This is a genomic window from Rhodocaloribacter litoris (genome assembly GCF_011682235.2).
In the GTDB taxonomy this organism is placed as follows: Bacteria; Bacteroidota; Rhodothermia; order Rhodothermales; family ISCAR-4553; genus Rhodocaloribacter; species Rhodocaloribacter litoris.
This window is the reverse complement of sequence record NZ_CP076718.1, coordinates 2370125-2385502: the sequence shown is the minus strand read 5'-3', so window position 1 is coordinate 2385502 and position 15378 is coordinate 2370125. Positions and strand designations below refer to the sequence as shown.

Annotated in this window: 12 protein-coding genes; 9 read left to right on the top strand and 3 right to left on the bottom strand. The window is 67.8% G+C overall.

All coding sequences use genetic code 11. From position 1 onward, the window contains the following. Position 1 precedes the first annotated feature (1 nt). The 9 genes from gmk to GQ464_RS09940 all read left to right on the top strand — a co-directional run bounded on the left by gmk (position 2) and on the right by GQ464_RS09940 (position 12151). Positions 2 to 571 (top strand): guanylate kinase, encoded by a 570-nt coding sequence (gene gmk, locus GQ464_RS09980; RefSeq protein WP_166979345.1) that lies wholly within the window; start codon positions 2 to 4, stop codon positions 569 to 571. 26 nt (positions 572 to 597) lie between these two features. Then, the gene (coaBC, locus tag GQ464_RS09975; RefSeq protein ID WP_166979347.1) at positions 598 to 1827 is read left to right on the top strand and encodes a bifunctional phosphopantothenoylcysteine decarboxylase/phosphopantothenate--cysteine ligase CoaBC; all 1230 of its coding nucleotides are present in this window, start codon (positions 598 to 600) and stop codon (positions 1825 to 1827) included. 175 nt (positions 1828 to 2002) lie between these two features. Then, a complete protein-coding gene (locus tag GQ464_RS09970; protein ID WP_228350175.1) occupies positions 2003 to 2467 on the top strand; it encodes a hypothetical protein in 465 nt (154 codons plus the stop codon). Positions 2468 to 2621: 154 nt separating this feature from the next. After that, entirely contained in the window at positions 2622 to 3989 is a 1368-nt protein-coding gene (locus GQ464_RS09965; protein WP_166979352.1) for a TolC family protein, read from the top strand. A 30-nt stretch (positions 3990 to 4019) separates the two neighbouring features. Beyond that, a complete protein-coding gene (locus tag GQ464_RS09960) occupies positions 4020 to 5210 on the top strand; it encodes an efflux RND transporter periplasmic adaptor subunit (protein WP_166979354.1) in 1191 nt (396 codons plus the stop codon). A 17-nt stretch (positions 5211 to 5227) separates the two neighbouring features. Then, positions 5228 to 8383, top strand: a complete 3156-nt coding sequence (locus tag GQ464_RS09955) for an efflux RND transporter permease subunit (protein ID WP_166979356.1) — start codon at positions 5228 to 5230, stop codon at positions 8381 to 8383. A gap of 71 nt (positions 8384 to 8454) precedes the next feature. Next, positions 8455 to 8796, top strand: coding sequence for a P-II family nitrogen regulator (locus GQ464_RS09950; protein WP_166979358.1), 342 nt, complete (start codon positions 8455 to 8457; stop codon positions 8794 to 8796). 45 nt (positions 8797 to 8841) lie between these two features. Next, positions 8842 to 9651: a cation efflux transmembrane domain-containing protein gene (locus GQ464_RS09945; protein WP_166979360.1), complete on the top strand. Its 810-nt coding sequence runs from the start codon at positions 8842 to 8844 to the stop codon at positions 9649 to 9651. Continuing rightward, entirely contained in the window at positions 9644 to 12151 is a 2508-nt protein-coding gene (locus tag GQ464_RS09940) for a heavy metal translocating P-type ATPase (RefSeq protein ID WP_112325803.1), read from the top strand. The genes GQ464_RS09945 and GQ464_RS09940 overlap by 8 nt, the downstream gene beginning before the upstream one ends. A 44-nt stretch (positions 12152 to 12195) precedes the next feature. On the opposite strand, the gene GQ464_RS09935 is transcribed toward GQ464_RS09940, so the two are convergent. From GQ464_RS09935 to GQ464_RS09925, 3 genes are all read right to left on the bottom strand, one after another. Next, complete coding sequence (locus GQ464_RS09935; protein ID WP_166979362.1) at positions 12196 to 13389, bottom strand: hypothetical protein; 1194 nt, start codon at positions 13387 to 13389, stop codon at positions 12196 to 12198. Then, positions 13370 to 14059 carry an ABC transporter ATP-binding protein gene (locus GQ464_RS09930; protein WP_112325805.1) on the bottom strand — a complete coding sequence of 230 codons (690 nt, stop codon included), beginning with the start codon at positions 14057 to 14059 and terminating at the stop codon, positions 13370 to 13372. The genes GQ464_RS09935 and GQ464_RS09930 overlap by 20 nt, the downstream gene beginning before the upstream one ends. A 98-nt stretch (positions 14060 to 14157) precedes the next feature. Next, entirely contained in the window at positions 14158 to 15375 is a 1218-nt protein-coding gene (locus tag GQ464_RS09925) for an ABC transporter permease (protein WP_166979364.1), read from the bottom strand. Positions 15376 to 15378 lie beyond the last annotated feature (3 nt).

Genomic DNA, 15378 nt, shown 5'->3' with positions numbered 1-15378 from the left:
CGTGCGCACGACAAACAAGATCGTCGTCCTGACGGCACCCAGCGGGTCGGGCAAGACCACCATCGCCCGGCGGGTGCTCGATGCCTTTCCCGGAATGCACTTCTCCGTCTCGGCCACCACACGACCGCCGCGGCCCGGGGAGGTCGACGGGGTACACTATCACTTCGTCTCGGAAGAGGAATTTCGCCGGTTGATCGACGAGGGCGCGTTCATCGAGTACGAGGAGGTTTATCCCGGGCGCTTCTACGGGACGCTCGTGCGGGAGGTGCGCGAGGCCGCCCGCACCGGCCCGGTGCTGCTCGACGTCGAGGTAAAGGGGGCCATGAACGTAAAGCGGCTCTTCGGCGACGACGCCCTCGTGATCTTCATCCGCCCGCCCTCGCTGGCGGTGCTGGCCGAGCGGCTCCGGCGGCGCGGCACCGAGACGGAGGCGTCGCTTCGCACCCGCCTGGAGCGCGCCGCCCAAGAACTCGAATATGCCGACCGCTTCGACGCCGTGGTGGTCAACGACGAGCTCGACCGGGCCACCGAAGAAACGTTGCGGCTCGTCCGCTCGTTTCTGGAGCGCTGATGCCTTCCCTATTCCCCTGCGCGCCCATGCCCGACGTCCCCGACCCTCGCCCGCTCGAAGGCCGCCGGCTGCTGCTCGGCGTCACCGGCGGCATCGCTGCGTACAAGGCGGCGGTGCTGGTGCGGCTGTTCAAGAAGGCCGGCGCCGAGGTGCAGGTGCTCATGACGCCCGACGCCACGCGCTTCATCACCCCGCTGACGCTGGGCACCCTCTCCGAACGCGAGGTGCTCATCGAGATCTTCCCCGAGAACGCGGACGGGTCGTGGACGAAGCACGTGGGGCTGGGCCTGTGGGCGGACCTGTTCGTCGTCGCCCCGGCCACGGCGCAGACGGTGGCGAAGCTGGCCCACGGCTTCTGCGACACGATGCTCACGGCCACGGCGCTGGCGGCCCGCTGCCCGCTGCTCATCTGCCCGGCGATGGACCACGACATGTACCGCCACCCGGCCACGCGGGCCAACCTGGAGCGGCTGCGCTCCTACGGCTATGAGGTGATGGAGGCGGCCCACGGCGAGCTCGCCAGCGGCCTCGTAGGCGAGGGGCGCCTGCCCGAGCCGGAGGCCATCTTCGACCGGGTGGTGGCGATGCTCGCCGGCGCCACGGAGGCGGCCGGATCGCTGGCGGGCCGCCACGTGCTCGTCACCGCCGGCCCCACGCGCGAGGCCCTCGACCCCGTGCGGTACCTGACCAACCACTCCACCGGCACGATGGGCTTCGCGCTGGCGGAGGCTGCCGCCCGGCGCGGTGCCCGCGTCACGCTCGTGGCCGGCCCCACCGCGCTCCCCACCCCGCCCGGCGTCACCCGCGTCGACGTGGTGACGGCCGAGGAGATGCACGCCGCCGTGCAGGCCCACCGGGACGCCGACCTCGTCATCGGGGCCGCCGCCGTCTCCGACTTCGCGCCGGAGGCCATCTCGGCCTCGAAGATCAAGAAGACGGGCGCGGAGATGGTGCTGCGCCTGCGTCCCACGCCGGACATCCTGGCCGCCCTCGGCCGCGAGAAACGCCCCGGGCAGGTGCTTGTCGGCTTCGCCCTGGAGACCGACGACGGCCCGGCCAACGCCCGGCGCAAGCTCGAAGCGAAGAACCTCGACTGGATCGTGCTGAACGACCCGAAGGAGCCCGGCGCGGGCTTTGGCCCCGGCACGAACCGCGTCACCCTCCTCGCCCGCGACGGCACCGTCGAAGACCTGCCGCGGATGCCCAAACGTGCCGTCGCCGAGGCCATCCTGGACCGCGTGGCGGTATCGCTTTGATCCCCTCGCTTCCAGCATACTGCGCTGGCCACTCCTGACCCCTGGGAGTCATTATCGTAAAGATCTCGCAAAGAGAAGGGGCTCCGAGAAACAAGTACGAGGGGAGAGCAATAGACGGGGGTTAGAAAACGTCGCGCGTGTCGATCACTCCGATACGCTCCTCCCCTTTGCGCCCATGTCGTTCAACCTTCGACAGATCAGGAAGCGAAGCGCCCCCGTCGTGTGGCTGCTCACCGGCCTGTTTCTGCTCTTCCCGGTGGGCCGGCACGCGCTGGCGGGCATCGTGCTCTGCTTCGAGGGGGACGGACGGGTGGAAATCGAAACCGCGCACCTCAACGATTGCGGCTCCGACTTCTGGTCGATAGTGACGGAGATCCACAAGGAGCACGCGGCCTTGCAGGCGGGCACGACGCCCGAGGAAATCTGCGAGGACTGCGTAGATGTGCCACTCTTCGTGAGTTTCTTCGACGCGCAGGCGTTCTTCCCGGTCAAGGCAGCGGCCGTTCCTGCGATGGCGCTGCCGGTGACCGCCCTGCTGCCCGCCCAGCCCCGTCCGTCGGTGGCGATGTGGCCGGCGCATCCCGCTTCTCACGACCCCTCTTCGCTCTTCTCTCTCAGCACCGTCGTGCTGTTGATCTGATCCACTCCGGATCGTTTCGGGCGCGTGTGTCTTTCGCGTCCGCTTCTTCCTGATGGGACGGCCCGGGCCGTGGTGTATCCGTGCGCCACGGCCGCACCCGCCTGCCGGTGGGGCTTGCCGTCCCGGCTTTTCCATCACGACCCGGAGTGACGTTATGAGACTGCTCTACCTGGCGCCGGCCGCGCTGGGGTTGCTGGCGGTGCTTTCCGGCTGCGCGACGACGTACGACGCAGCCTGGCCGCCGCCCCGACCGCTCGGCGATGCTGTTTCCGCATACCATCCCCCCCAATCCCCGGCAAGCGCCGACTCCCTAGTCGCGCGCGATCCTTCCCCGGAAGGCGTCCTCACGTTGCGTGAAGTGCTCGCGCTGGCCCTTCTGCACAACCCCGACCTCCGCGCCTTCGGATGGGAGGTGCGCGCCCGTGAGGCCCACACGCTGCAGGCCGGGCTGCCGCCCAACCCGGAGATCGGGACCGACCTGGAGAACTTCGCCGGGGGCGGTCCCGTGAGCGGCACCGATGCCGCCGAGCTCACGGTGGGATTGAGCCAACTCATCGAACTCGGAGGAGACCGGCGCAGGCGTCGGGACGTGGCGGCCCTCGAACGCGACCTCGCCGGCTGGGACTACGAGACCGTCCGCCTCGACGTGCTCACCGAGACGGCGCAGGCCTTCACGGACCTGCTCGCGGCGCAACAGCGGATGTTGCTGGCCGACAGCCTGTCCCGGCAGGCAGAGCTATTCTACGAGAGTGTGGCCGCGCGCGTGGAGGCCGGCAAGGTGTCGGCGCTCGAAGAACGCCGGGCGCAGGTCGTCCGCTCGACGGCGGCCATACAGCGCGAACGCGCCGCGCGCGAGCTGGCGGCGGCCCGCGTGCGCCTCTCCGCCACCTGGGGCCGGACCGACCCCACCTTCGAGCGCGTCGTCGGCGACCTCTCGGTCGTCGTACCGCCGCCCCCGATGGCAACCCTCGAAGCCTTCGTCGAGCGCAACCCCGACGTGGCCCGGTGGAGCGCCGAGATGGCGCTTCGCCGCGCCAATGTGGCACTCGAAAAGGCGCGTCGCATCCCCAACCCGAGCCTTCTCCTGGGCGTCCGGCGCCTCCGCGACCTCGGCGAGACGGCCCTGACCACCGGCGTCTCGATTCCCCTCTCCATCTTCGACCGCAACCAGGGGGCCATCCGCGAGGCCGAGTACCGGCTCCGGCAGGGGGAAGAACTGCGCCGCTCCGAAGCGACGCGCGCGCGGCGCATGCTTGCCGAAGCCTACGCGTTGCTGGCCGCCGCATACGGCGAGGTCCGCACGCTGCGGGAAGCGGTGTTGCCCGCAGCGCGGGAGAACTTCGCCGCCACGCAGGAAGGCTACCGCGAAGGCAAGTTCGACCTCCTCACGGTGCTCGATGCCCAGCGCATCCTCTTCGAAACCACGAACCAGTACGTCGACGCGCTGGCCGCCTACCACGCGGCCCGCGCCGAAGTCGAGCGCCTCATCGGCACGCCTCTCTCCGACGTCTCAAACCAGTGAATACCCATGAACACGTACCATAGATTCAGATTGAAGTGGGCTTTTGTGCGGCCCCTCCTGGCCTTCCTGTTCCTGAGCGTCGTCGCGCTGACCGGCTGCGGCGACGACGAACCGCCGCCCGCCGACACACACAAAGAAGCCGGAAGCGATCTCGACGAGACGCCGGTCGTGCGGATGTCGCCCGAGACGCTGGCGGAGTTCGACATCGAGGTGGCGACGGCGGGCCCCGGCGCGCTCCACCTCACGCTCACGTTCCCCGGCGAGGTGAAGGTCAATGAGGACCACTTCGCCCACATCGTGCCCCGCGTCTCCGGCGTGGTGCATTCGGTGGACAGATCCGTCGGCGACCGGGTGCGGGCCGGCGATGTGCTGGCCGTCCTCGACAGCCGCGAACTGGCCGATCTGAAGGCGATGTATCTGGCGAACCTCGAACGGCTGGACATCGCCGCGTCGAACTACTGGCGAGAAGAGACGCTCTTCGGGAAGAAGATCACCTCCGAGCAGGAATACCTCGAAGCCCGTCAGGCCCTTACCGAAGCGCGCATCGCGTTGCGTTCGGTGCGGCAGAAGCTCCTCGCGCTCGGGTTCTCGGAGGCATACATCGACGCCCTGGCCGAACAGCCGGAACACGCGCTGGTGCACTACGAACTCACGGCGCCGATCGCCGGCGTGGTCGTCGAGAAGCACGTGAGCCAGGGCGAGGCGCTCAATGCCGACGCCGACGCCTTCGCCATCGCCGACCTGCGCACGGTGTGGGTGGATCTGAACGTGTTCCAGAAGGACCTCGACTTCGTCCGGGAAGGGCAGCAGGTGGCCCTCGTCACCACCGGCGGGCAGCTGCGCGGGGAGGGCGTCATCTCGTACGTCCGCCCCATCGTGGGGGAGGAGACGCGGACGGCCATCGCCCGCATCGTGTTGCCGAACCCCGACGGGCGGTGGCGGCCCGGCCTGTTCGTCAACGGGACGATCACCGTCGACGCCGTGGAGGTCCCGATGCTGGTGCCGAAATCTGCCGTCATCACGATGGGCGGCGATACGGTCATCTTCGTCGAGACGCCGGAGGGCTTCGTCGCGCGGCCGGTCACCCTCGGGCGCGGGAACGAGGCCCACGTGGAAATCACTTCGGGACTGAAGCCGGGTGATCGGTACGTGGCGCGCGGCGGCTTTGCGCTCAAGGCCGAACTCGAGAAAGATCAGTTGGATGAAGGTCACGCCCACTAAGCCAGGTACGCAGCATCATGAATAAACTCATAGAACAATCCCTGCGGAGCCCGTTGCTCGTGCTCGTGCTGGCGGTGCTGGTGATGGCCGGGGGCTGGCTCAGTTACCGGCAGCTGCCCGTCGATGCGTTCCCGGACGTGTCGCCTTCGCTCGTGCAGGTCTTTACCGTTACCAGCGGGCTCGCACCCGAGGAGATCGAGCAGTACGTCACCTACCCCATCGAGACGGCCATGAACGGCCTGCCGAACCTGGAGCGGATCCGGTCGGTGTCCAACTTCGGGCTCTCGGTGGTCAACATTTATTTCAAAGACGGGACGGACATCTACTTCGCCCGCCAACTCGTGGGCGAGCGCCTGCAAGAGGCCCGGGATCAGATCCCCGAGGGCTTCGGTGAGCCTGAGATGGGGCCGATCTCCACCGGCATGGGGCTCGTGCTCTTCTATTACCTCGACGACACCACCGGGCAGTACAGCCTCGAAGAACTCCGCACGATACAGGACTGGATCGTCAAGTACAACCTCCAGACCGTGCCAGGGGTGACGGAGGTGCTGGGCATCGGCGGCTACGAGAAGCAGTTTCAGGTGCAGGTCGATCCGGCGGCGCTCCTGCAGTACGATGTGACCATCCAGGAGCTGCTGGAAGTCATCGAGGCGAACAACCTGAACGTCGGCGCGCAGTTCATCGAGCAGAACAGCGAGGAGTTCATCGTGCGCTCGGTGGGCCTGGCGACAGGGCGCTCGGACCTCGAAAACATCGTCGTCAAGACGGTGGACGGCACACCCGTCTTCGTGCGGGATCTGGCCGAGGTGACCATCGGCGGGGCCATCCGGCGCGGCGTACAGACCATGGACGGCCTCGGCGAGATCGTGGCCGGGATGGTGATCAAGCTCTTCGGCACCAACGCCTCGACGGTCATCGGGCGGGTGGAGGAGAAGGTGCGAGAAATCAACGACATCCTGCCCGAAGGGGTGCGGATCGTGCCGTATTACGAGCAAAAGACGCTCGTCGAGTCCGCCGTGGCCACGGTCACGGATGCGCTGTTGCAGGGGATCGTGCTGGTGGTGGTGGTGCTGTTCGTCTTTCTCGGCAGCTTCCGCCCGAGTGTGGTGGTGGCGCTGGCGATCCCGTTCTCGGTGCTCTTCGCCATGATCTGGATGAAGCAGTTCGGCATCTCGGCCAACCTGATGTCGCTCGGCGGGCTGGCCATCGCCATCGGCATGATGGTGGACGGGGCCATCGTGATGGTGGAGAACGTGGACCGGATGCTGCGGGAGGCGGATCCGGATGAGCCGCGCGTCCATGTGGTGGCGCGGGCGTGCAGGGAAGTGGCGCGGCCCGTCGCCTTCGCCATCCTGATCATCGTGGTCGTCTTTCTGCCGCTGTTCACGTTGCAGGGCGTCGAGGGCAAGACGTTCCGCCCGCTGGCCTATACCGTGGCCCTGGCGATGTTCGGCTCCCTCCTCTTCGCCCTGTTCGTGGCCCCGGTACTCTCGGACCTCCTGATGCGGCGCGTGCCCCGGCAGGCGGACGGTTCGAAGAAGAAGCCGGGTATTGCCGAGCGCGCCCTGGCGTGGGCCATGGCGGCCTACCGCCCACTGGTGACGTTCTTCGTTCGCTCGCGGAAATGGGCCGTCGCACTGGCGGTGACACTGCTCCTGATCGGCATGGCCATCTTCCCGTTCCTGGGCTCCGAGTTTACGCCCACGCTTCAGGAGGGGACGCTCGTGCTCCGGCTGACCATGGCCCCCTCGATCTCGCTCCGGGAGAGCACGGAGACGACGCTTCGCGTGGAACGCCGCCTGATGCAGATCCCGGAGATCCGCCACGTCGTCAGCCGCATCGGGCGGGGCGAGGTCGGGGCGCATACGGACCCGGTCAACAGCGCCGAGATGTACCTGATCCTCGAACCCGAGGACACCTGGCGGTTCGAGGATCAGGAAGCCCTGCTCGAAGGCATCCGCCGGGACGTCGGCGAGATCCCCGGCGTGCTGACGAACTTCACGCAGCCCATCCAGATGACGGTGGACGAACTGCTCGAAGGCGTCCGTGCCGAACTGGCGATCAAGCTCTTCGGCGACGACCTCGACGTGCTCAAGGAGAAGGCGGACGAGATCGCCGCCGCCGTGCAGCAGGTGCCGGGTGCCGCCGACGTGCAGGCCGACCAGATCAGCGGCACGCCGCAGCTCCGCATCCGGGTGGACCGCCAGGCCATCGCCCGTTACGGCGCGAGCGTGGCCGACGTGCAACGGACCATCCGCGCCGCCATCGGAGGCGAGACGGCAGGGCAGATCTTCGAGGGCATCCGGCGCTTCGACATCTACGTGCGCTTCAAGCCCGAGTATCGCGCAACGCCGGAGGCCATCGCGGGGCTGCTCATCCCCACACCCGGCGGTGCGATCGTGCCCCTGAGCGACCTCGCCGAGATCGACGAGATCATCGGCCCGCGCCAGATCACGCGCGAGAACAACCAGCGCTTCATCACCATCCAGCTCAACGTGGAGGGACGCGACATCGGCTCCTTCGTCGAGGAAGCGCAGGAGGTGATCCGGCAACGCGTGGACCTGCCGACGGGCTATTTCACGACGTGGGGCGGGCAGTTCCGGCTTCAGCAGGAGGCGAACAAGCGCCTCGCCGTGGTCGTGCCGATCACGCTGCTGCTGCTTTTTCTGCTGCTCTATGCGAGCTTCAACTCGCTCCGGAACGCGGCGCTGATCGTGCTCAACATCCCGCTGGCTCTCGTAGGCGGCATCGTGGCGCTCTTCATCACCGGGCAGAACCTGTCGGTGCCGGCGTCGGTGGGCTTCATCGCCCTCTTCGGCATCGCGCTCGAAAACGGGATGGTGCTCGTGACGTACCTCAACCAGCTCATCGAGGACGGCGTAGAGATGGACCGCGCGTCGGTGGAGGGGGCGCTCCTGCGCCTGCGCCCGGTGCTCATGACGGCCCTCACCACGGCGCTCGGGCTCATCCCGCTGCTCTTTTCCACGGGCACCGGCTCGGAGGTGCAACGGCCCCTGGCCACCGTGGTGGTCGGCGGTCTCGTCACCTCGACGGTCCTCACGCTGCTGGTGCTCCCGGCCTTCTACAAATGGTTCTCCGTCGCGCCGGAACGCGCCCTGCCCGTCCATCCCTCTCCGGATGCGCCGGACGGACCGGGCGCCTCCGAGGCCTGATCCCCGAAACCCGCGCATCCGCCCGGGCGGGTGCGCCTTTCACTTTCCTCTCCCGCAACCAGGTGTTCCTCATGAAAGCCATCGTAGCCTACATCAAACCGCACAAACTGGAATCCGTGACGCTCGCATTGCACCATGTGGAAGGGCTCTCCGGGGTGAGTGTATCCGACGTTCGGGGCTTCGGGCGCGGGCGTGCCGGTGGCGCGCCGCATACGATCAAGGAAGGACTCGCGGACTTTATCCCGCACGTACGGCTCGAGATCGTCTGCCGCGACGCGCTCGTCGAGCCGATCGTCGAGACCATCCGCCGGGAAGCGCACACGGGCCTGCGCGGCGACGGAAAGATCTTCGTCTGGCCCGTGGAAGACGCCGTGCGCATCTCGACGGGCGAGCGCGGGGAGGTGGCCGTATGAACGCTGTCTTAGCAGAGAGGGAGCCCCACGACAACTTCTGACCCAATGCTCCGGACGACCTACCACATCGAAAAGATGGACTGTGCCGCCGAGGAGCAGATGGTCCGGATGCGCCTCGAAGGCATGGACGGCGTCGAGCGCCTGGTCTTCGACCTCCCGGCGCGGCGCCTCACCGTGTACCACCGCCGTGAGGCAGCCGGCATCACCGCGGCGCTGGAAAGGCTCGGGCTGGGTGCCATTCAAGTTGGCACGACCGAGGCGGTAGACGATCCGTTGGAGGCCACCTCCGACGACGAGAAACGCCCGCTGGCGGTCGCCCTTGCCATCAACGCCGCCTTCTTCGTGGGCGAGATCACGGCCGGCTTTCTCGCGGGCTCGATGGGCCTCGTGGCCGATTCGCTCGACATGCTGGCCGACGCACTCGTCTATGCCCTGAGCCTCGCGGCCGTCGGCGGCCCGATGCTGCGCAAGAAGCGGCTCGCGCGCTACAGCGGGTATCTCCAGTTCGGCCTCGCCGTCTTCGGCCTCGTCGAGGTCGCCCGCCGGTTTGTGATGGGGGAAGGCGTCCCGGACGTAACCACGATGATTGTCGTCGCCGCCCTCGCGCTCGTCGGCAATGTGGCGACGCTCCTCGTTCTGACCCGCGCCCGCCGGGGCGAGGCCCATGTAGAGGCCAGCTGGATCTTCACCTCCAACGACATCAAGGTGAACGGGCTCGTCATCGTGGCGGGCCTGCTCGTCTGGGCGACGTCCTCACGCCTTCCGGACCTCCTTGCCGGCGCGCTCATCTTCCTCATCGTCGCGCGCGGCGCCCGGCAGATCCTTGCCCTCGCAAACGGAAAGAACCATGCCTGACAAGCTGCAACTCGACCTGCCCATCCTCCTGCCCGACGTGCCGGACGCCCGCGACGCCTGTGTGCGACGGCTTACCGCCAGTCTGGAAGCACAGGAGGGTGTGGAGCACGTCCATGTCCTCACCGCTACCGACGGTGAGCCGGCGAAACTCTGCATCCACTACGACCCGGATGGGCTGCCCCTGCCGCGCATCCGACAACTGGCGCTCCGGCAGGGTGCGCGCATCACCGATCAGTACGGGCATGTGCTCTGGGAGGTCAGAGGAATCCTCCATCAGCGCCGGGCGCGCACCGTCGCCGAGCGGCTCCGGCACCGTCCCGGCGTGCTGGAGGCCGAGGCCACCGCAGCCGGCCTGCTGCGGGTGGAGTTCGACAGGATGCGGATCGATAAAGAGGCCCTCCGCGAGGTGCTCCGCGAGATGGGCGTCCGGGTGGTGGAGCGTGAGCCGCATCCGGTACGCCCCCTCGAAAAGGAGGAAGGCGTGTCTGCCGCACCGGAAGAACCTGCTGCCCCCCGGCCGGAGCATCGCCCCGAGGCGGAGCCAGAGCATGACCACGGGGGCGTTTTCGGCGAAAAAACCGAGCTCATCTTCGCCATCATCTCCGGCGTCTGCGTCGGGCTCGGCTGGGGGCTGGAGACCTTCACGGGCGTCATGGCATGGATTCCCTTCGCACTTTACCTGGGCGGGTACTTCTTCGGCGGCTTCTTCACGCTCCGTGAGGCCATCGACAACATCCGGGTGGGCCGCTTCGAGATCGACTTCCTGATGCTCGTCGCCGCCGCCGGAGCCGCCGTGCTGGGCGAGTGGTTCGAGGGGGCGCTCTTGCTTTTCCTCTTCTCGATGGGCCACGCCCTGGAGCACTACGCCATGGGCCGCGCTCGCAGGGCCATCGAGGCGCTGGCCGACCTCGCGCCCGACACCGCCATCGTGCACCGCGGGGGGGAAGAACGCGAGATTCCCGTCGAAGAACTGGAGGTCGGGGACGTGGTCATCGTGCGCCCCGACGAGCGCATCCCGGCGGACGGCTTCGTCCTGAAGGGCACGAGCGCCGTCAATCAGGCTCCCGTCACGGGCGAGAGCGTGCCCGTGGATAAAAAGCCGGTCGAGGATCCCGAGCAAGCCCTGGAGCGCTGGCAGCAACTCGACCCCGAGCATCGCGTCTTTGCCGGCACGATCAACGGCAGCGGCGCCCTGGAGGTCGTCGTGGCGCGTCGCTCGACCGAGTCGACGCTGGCCCGGGTGGTGCAGCTGGTGACCGAGGCCGAGACGCAGAAGTCGCCTACCCAGCGCTTCACCGACCGGTTCGAACGGGTGTTCGTGCCGGCCGTGCTGGGCTTCGTGGTGTTGCTGCTCTTTGCCTGGGTCGTCCTCGACGAGCCGTTCGCGGCCAGCTTCTACCGGGCGATGGCGGTGCTGGTGGCCGCCAGCCCGTGCGCGCTTGCCATCGCCACACCCAGCGCGGTGCTCAGTGGCGTGGCCCGCGCCGGGCGCGGTGGCGTGCTCGTCAAGGGCGGCGGCCCGCTCGAAAACCTGGGCACGCTCTCGGCCATCGCCTTCGACAAGACCGGCACGCTCACCGAGGGCAATCCGCGTGTGACGGACGTGGTGCCTGCCGAGGACGTCGAAGAAGCAGCGCTCCTCCGAACGGCCGTCGCCGTCGAGAAGCTCTCCGATCACCCCCTCGCGCGGGCCGTCGTTCGACTTGGAAGAGAACGTCTGAACGGAGAGGCCATGGAGGAGGCGCACGACCTGGAGAGCATCACCGGGCGCGGCGTCCGGGCCCGGCTGGATGGTGAGGTTGTCTACATCGGCAAGGATGATCTCTTCCGCGAGGTCGAAGGTCTGCCGCTGCCCGAGACGATCCGTGAAACCGTCGAGCGGCTGGAGACGGAAGGCCGCACCACGATGATTGTCCGCCGCGGCGAGCGGTACCTGGGGGTGCTGGGCCTGATGGATACCCCGCGCGAGGCCGCCGCCGAAACCGTGGTCCGGCTCCGCGAACTGGGCATGCGCCGCATGGTGATGATCTCGGGCGACAACCAGCGGGTGGTCGACGCCATCGCCCGGCAAGTCGGCCTGGACGAGGCCTACGGCGACCTCATGCCCGACGACAAGGTGGACATCATCCAGCGACTCAGCCGCGAAGAGAAGGTGGCGATGGTGGGCGACGGCGTCAACGATGCCCCCGCCATGGCGAATGCCACCGTCGGCATCGCGATGGGAGCTGCCGGATCGGACGTGGCGCTGGAGACGGCCGACGTGGCGCTCATGGCCGACCGGCTGGAGCACCTGCCCTTTGCCGTCGGCCTCTCGCGCCAGACGAGCCGCATTATCCGGCAGAACCTGTGGATGAGCCTGGGGATGGTCGTTTTCCTCATCCCGGCCACGCTCTTTGGCCTCGGCATCGGTCCGGCGGTGGCGCTCCATGAGGGGAGCACCCTCGTGGTCGTCTTCAACGCCCTGCGGCTGCTCGCCTACCGTGCCCCCGGGGATTCCTGAAGCACGGTCGTTGGCCCGCTAAAAGGGCATGGTGTGCCCGGGCGTCAGTACGAAAACTTCAGGCGCAGGAAGGCCGCCTTGACGGGCAAGGTCCCGGTGCCGTCGCGGCGCAGCGCCTCGAGCTGGCCGACGAGCGCCAGGTCCCAGTTGTCGGCTATCGAGAGGGTGAGGGTGGGGTTGAGGAAGGTGGTATGGCTGGGGCCCGGGCTGTAGATGAGGGTGAGGCTGCCGTTGAGCAGGGGGGTGAAGGCGTAGGAACTCGTGAGCAGCAGCGAGTACGTGAAGGGGTAGAGGGTTTTGGCCGAGGGGCGGTAGCCGAACAGGTCGAGGGCGCCGTCGGTGGTGCCGGTGCTGGTGTAGAGGAAGCCGGCGTTGAGGTAGAAGGCGCCGGGCCACATGTAGTCCAGGGCGACGGTGGCTGCCAGGTCGATGCGGTCGGCCTCGGGGTCGTAGAAGGCTGTCCACTCGCCCTTGAAGCCGGCCTCGCCGAGGGCGCCGGCCCAGCCGGCCCCCAGCACCCAGTCGGTTCGCATGCGGCCGGCCAGTATCTGGACGTCGTATTCGGCCCTGTTGAAGGCGTAGAGGCCGGCGATGACGGCCTCGTCGAGGCGGCCGGCCGGGCGGACGGCCAGTTCGAGGCGCGCGGCGAAGCCCAGGTAGCGCTGGATGCGCAGGGCATCGCTGCCGGGCCGCTCCTCGTAGTCGAAGTCGACGAACGAGAAGGTGTTGAACAGGTCGTTGGGGTTCCAGATGGTGCTGATGCCCCAGTTGATGCGCTGGCGGCCGAGGCGCACCTCCCAGAGGCCCCGGGTCCAGGTGGCGTAGAGGCGGTCGATGGCGCTGTGCACGGCCACGCCGCTGGGAGAGGCATGGCCCCAGCTCAGGTCGAGTAGCTCGTCGCCCTCCTCCTGCAGTTCGATAAAGGACGCACCGAAGAGGCGCACCTGGTCGCCCCAGAACAGGCGGTTGCGCCACCCCAGTTGCAGGCTCAAATGCTCGCTGGCGTACCAGTCGAGGTTGAGGCGCTGGTGCAGAAGGTTGTCATAGAGTTGCGTCTCGAAGGGAAGCCGGGGCGACACCGGCTCCAGGAAGATGGCCGATTGCAGGATCTTGACGTAGCCCGAAGCCTGCCACGGGTCAAGGGAGCCGCCCGCGTCGGGCGTCTGAGCCGAGCCGACCAGGGGAACCGGGCCGAGCAGCAGCCCCAGCAGCAGTACCTTACCGGTCAAAGACCTCATCCGAAACGATTTGGCCGTCCTCGAGGCGCACCACGCGGCGGGCCCGGTCGATGACGCGTTGATCGTGGGTTGAAAACAGGAAGGTGACGCCCTCTTCGCGGTTGAGGCGTGCCATGATGTCGAGCAGGTTGGCCGTGGACACCGAGTCGAGGTTGGCCGTGGGTTCGTCGGCCAGGATGAAGCGCGGCCGGGGCGCCAGGGCGCGCACCACGGCCACGCGCTGTTGCTGCCCGCCCGAGAGCTGGGTGGGCCGGTAGTCCATCCTGTCTTCCAGCCCCACCTCGCGCAGCAACTGCGTCACGCGCGCCTCGCGCTCGGCCCGCGGCCTTTTCTGCAGCAGCATGACGAACTCGGCATTCTCGCGCGCCGTCAGCACCGGGATGAGGTTGTACGACTGGAAGACGAAGCCGATGTGGTCGCGCCGGAAGTCGATGAGCTTGTTCGCCGACAGCGTGGCCAGGTCGATGCCGTTGATGCGTATCTGGCCCGCGGTGGGCCGGTCCAGCCCGCCGATGAGGTTCAGCAGGGTCGTCTTGCCCGAGCCCGACGGTCCCACGATGGCCGTAAACTCGCCCGCCGACACCTCGAGGTCCACCCCGCGCAAGGCATGCACGGGCACGGTATCGGGGTTGTACACCTTCGTCACGCCGGTAATGTCGAGCACGTTCATGGTGGGTAGGGGTCAGGGTCCCGGCGGCCATGGGCCGCCGGGGCGTGTGGGGTTCATCCGGTTCCAGGCGTCATGGTGCGGGGCCGGTGCACGCCCCGTCAGAGCTTGCGCAGGGCCTCCACGGGCCGCAGCCGGACGGCCTTCCAGGCCGGATAGAGGCTGCCCAGGACGGCCGTAATCAGCACGGCGGCGGCCAGTTCGACATACATGCCCGGGTAGACGTCGGGAAAAATCACGGCCGACATGCCGAACTCGCTGAGGCCTTCCTGCGCATAGCGGCTCAAGTCCAGCCCGTGGCGGGCATACCACCGGATCATAACCGAGCCCACGGCGATGCCCAGGGGTGCCCCCACCAGTCCCAGCAGGAGGGTCTCGAGCATGATCATGGCAAAGACACGCAGCTTGTTCATGCCGATAGCCATGAGCATGCCCAGCTCCCGCACGCGCTCCAGCACCGCCATCAGCATGGTGTTGATGATGCCGAAGATGAGCCCCAGCATCACAATGACCATGATGATATAGACCGAGGCGGAAATCTGCGACTCGAACAGCCGGATCTCGGGCGAGAGCTGCATGTAGGTCTGCACGTCGAGCCCGGGCAGGCGGTTGCGCAGGCGGGCCGCCACCGTGTCGGCCAGAGCGGCATCCTCCAGCAAGACGGCGATTTCGTGGGCGGCGCCGGGCCGGCCCAGCACGCGGTTCAGGTCTTCACGGCGTACCAGGGCCGTGCCCTCCTCGAAGGCATTGTTCTCCACGTCGAACAGGCCGGCCACGCGAAAAGCCGCCGAGGTGATGTTGCCCTCCAGGTCCTGGAAGGTGAGCACCACCCGCGAGCGCAGGCGCACGCCCAGCCGGTCGGCCAGCTTCTTTCCCAGGTAGAGGGCATTGCGGCGCCCTTCGGGCAGGTAGGCGCCCTCCACCAGCTTCCGGTCGAGCTGCGAGAGGGCTGCCTCTTCGGCAGGATCTACACCACGCACCCGCAGGCCATGGCTACCCCGCGCCGACGACAGCATGCCGCCGACGAGCGTGCGCACGCTCACGGCCTGCACGCCCGGCCCGGCGGCAATCAGGTTCGCCACCGAGTCGGCTTGCGGCAGCACGAACTGCACCTCGCGGTCGGTCAGGTACTCCGGGTGGTGCACCTGGAGGTGGCCCACCTCCAGGCGGATGGCGCTGTCCACGTAGCTGTTGGCCATCCCGGTAGAAAAGCCCATCAGGAAGATCACCGCCCACACGCCCAGGGCGATGGCCACGATCACCACCCAGCTGCGTACGGGGCTTCGCCAGATATTTCGCCAGGCTATCTTCAGCAGCATGAT

What these genes read in the sequence shown, in the direction of transcription:
- GQ464_RS09935 (WP_166979362.1), bottom strand. Translation starts at nt 13,389, where the DNA reads ATGAGGTCTTTGACCGGTAAGGTACTGCTGCTGGGGCTGCTGCTCGGC.
- GQ464_RS09955 (WP_166979356.1), top strand. Translation starts at nt 5,228, where the DNA reads ATGAATAAACTCATAGAACAATCCCTGCGGAGCCCGTTGCTCGTGCTC.
- coaBC (WP_166979347.1), top strand. Translation starts at nt 598, where the DNA reads ATGCCCGACGTCCCCGACCCTCGCCCGCTCGAAGGCCGCCGGCTGCTG.
- GQ464_RS09930 (WP_112325805.1), bottom strand. Translation starts at nt 14,059, where the DNA reads ATGAACGTGCTCGACATTACCGGCGTGACGAAGGTGTACAACCCCGAT.
- GQ464_RS09965 (WP_166979352.1), top strand. Translation starts at nt 2,622, where the DNA reads ATGAGACTGCTCTACCTGGCGCCGGCCGCGCTGGGGTTGCTGGCGGTG.
- GQ464_RS09950 (WP_166979358.1), top strand. Translation starts at nt 8,455, where the DNA reads ATGAAAGCCATCGTAGCCTACATCAAACCGCACAAACTGGAATCCGTG.
- GQ464_RS09925 (WP_166979364.1), bottom strand. Translation starts at nt 15,375, where the DNA reads ATGCTGCTGAAGATAGCCTGGCGAAATATCTGGCGAAGCCCCGTACGC.
- GQ464_RS09940 (WP_112325803.1), top strand. Translation starts at nt 9,644, where the DNA reads ATGCCTGACAAGCTGCAACTCGACCTGCCCATCCTCCTGCCCGACGTG.
- GQ464_RS09970 (WP_228350175.1), top strand. Translation starts at nt 2,003, where the DNA reads ATGTCGTTCAACCTTCGACAGATCAGGAAGCGAAGCGCCCCCGTCGTG.
- GQ464_RS09945 (WP_166979360.1), top strand. Translation starts at nt 8,842, where the DNA reads ATGCTCCGGACGACCTACCACATCGAAAAGATGGACTGTGCCGCCGAG.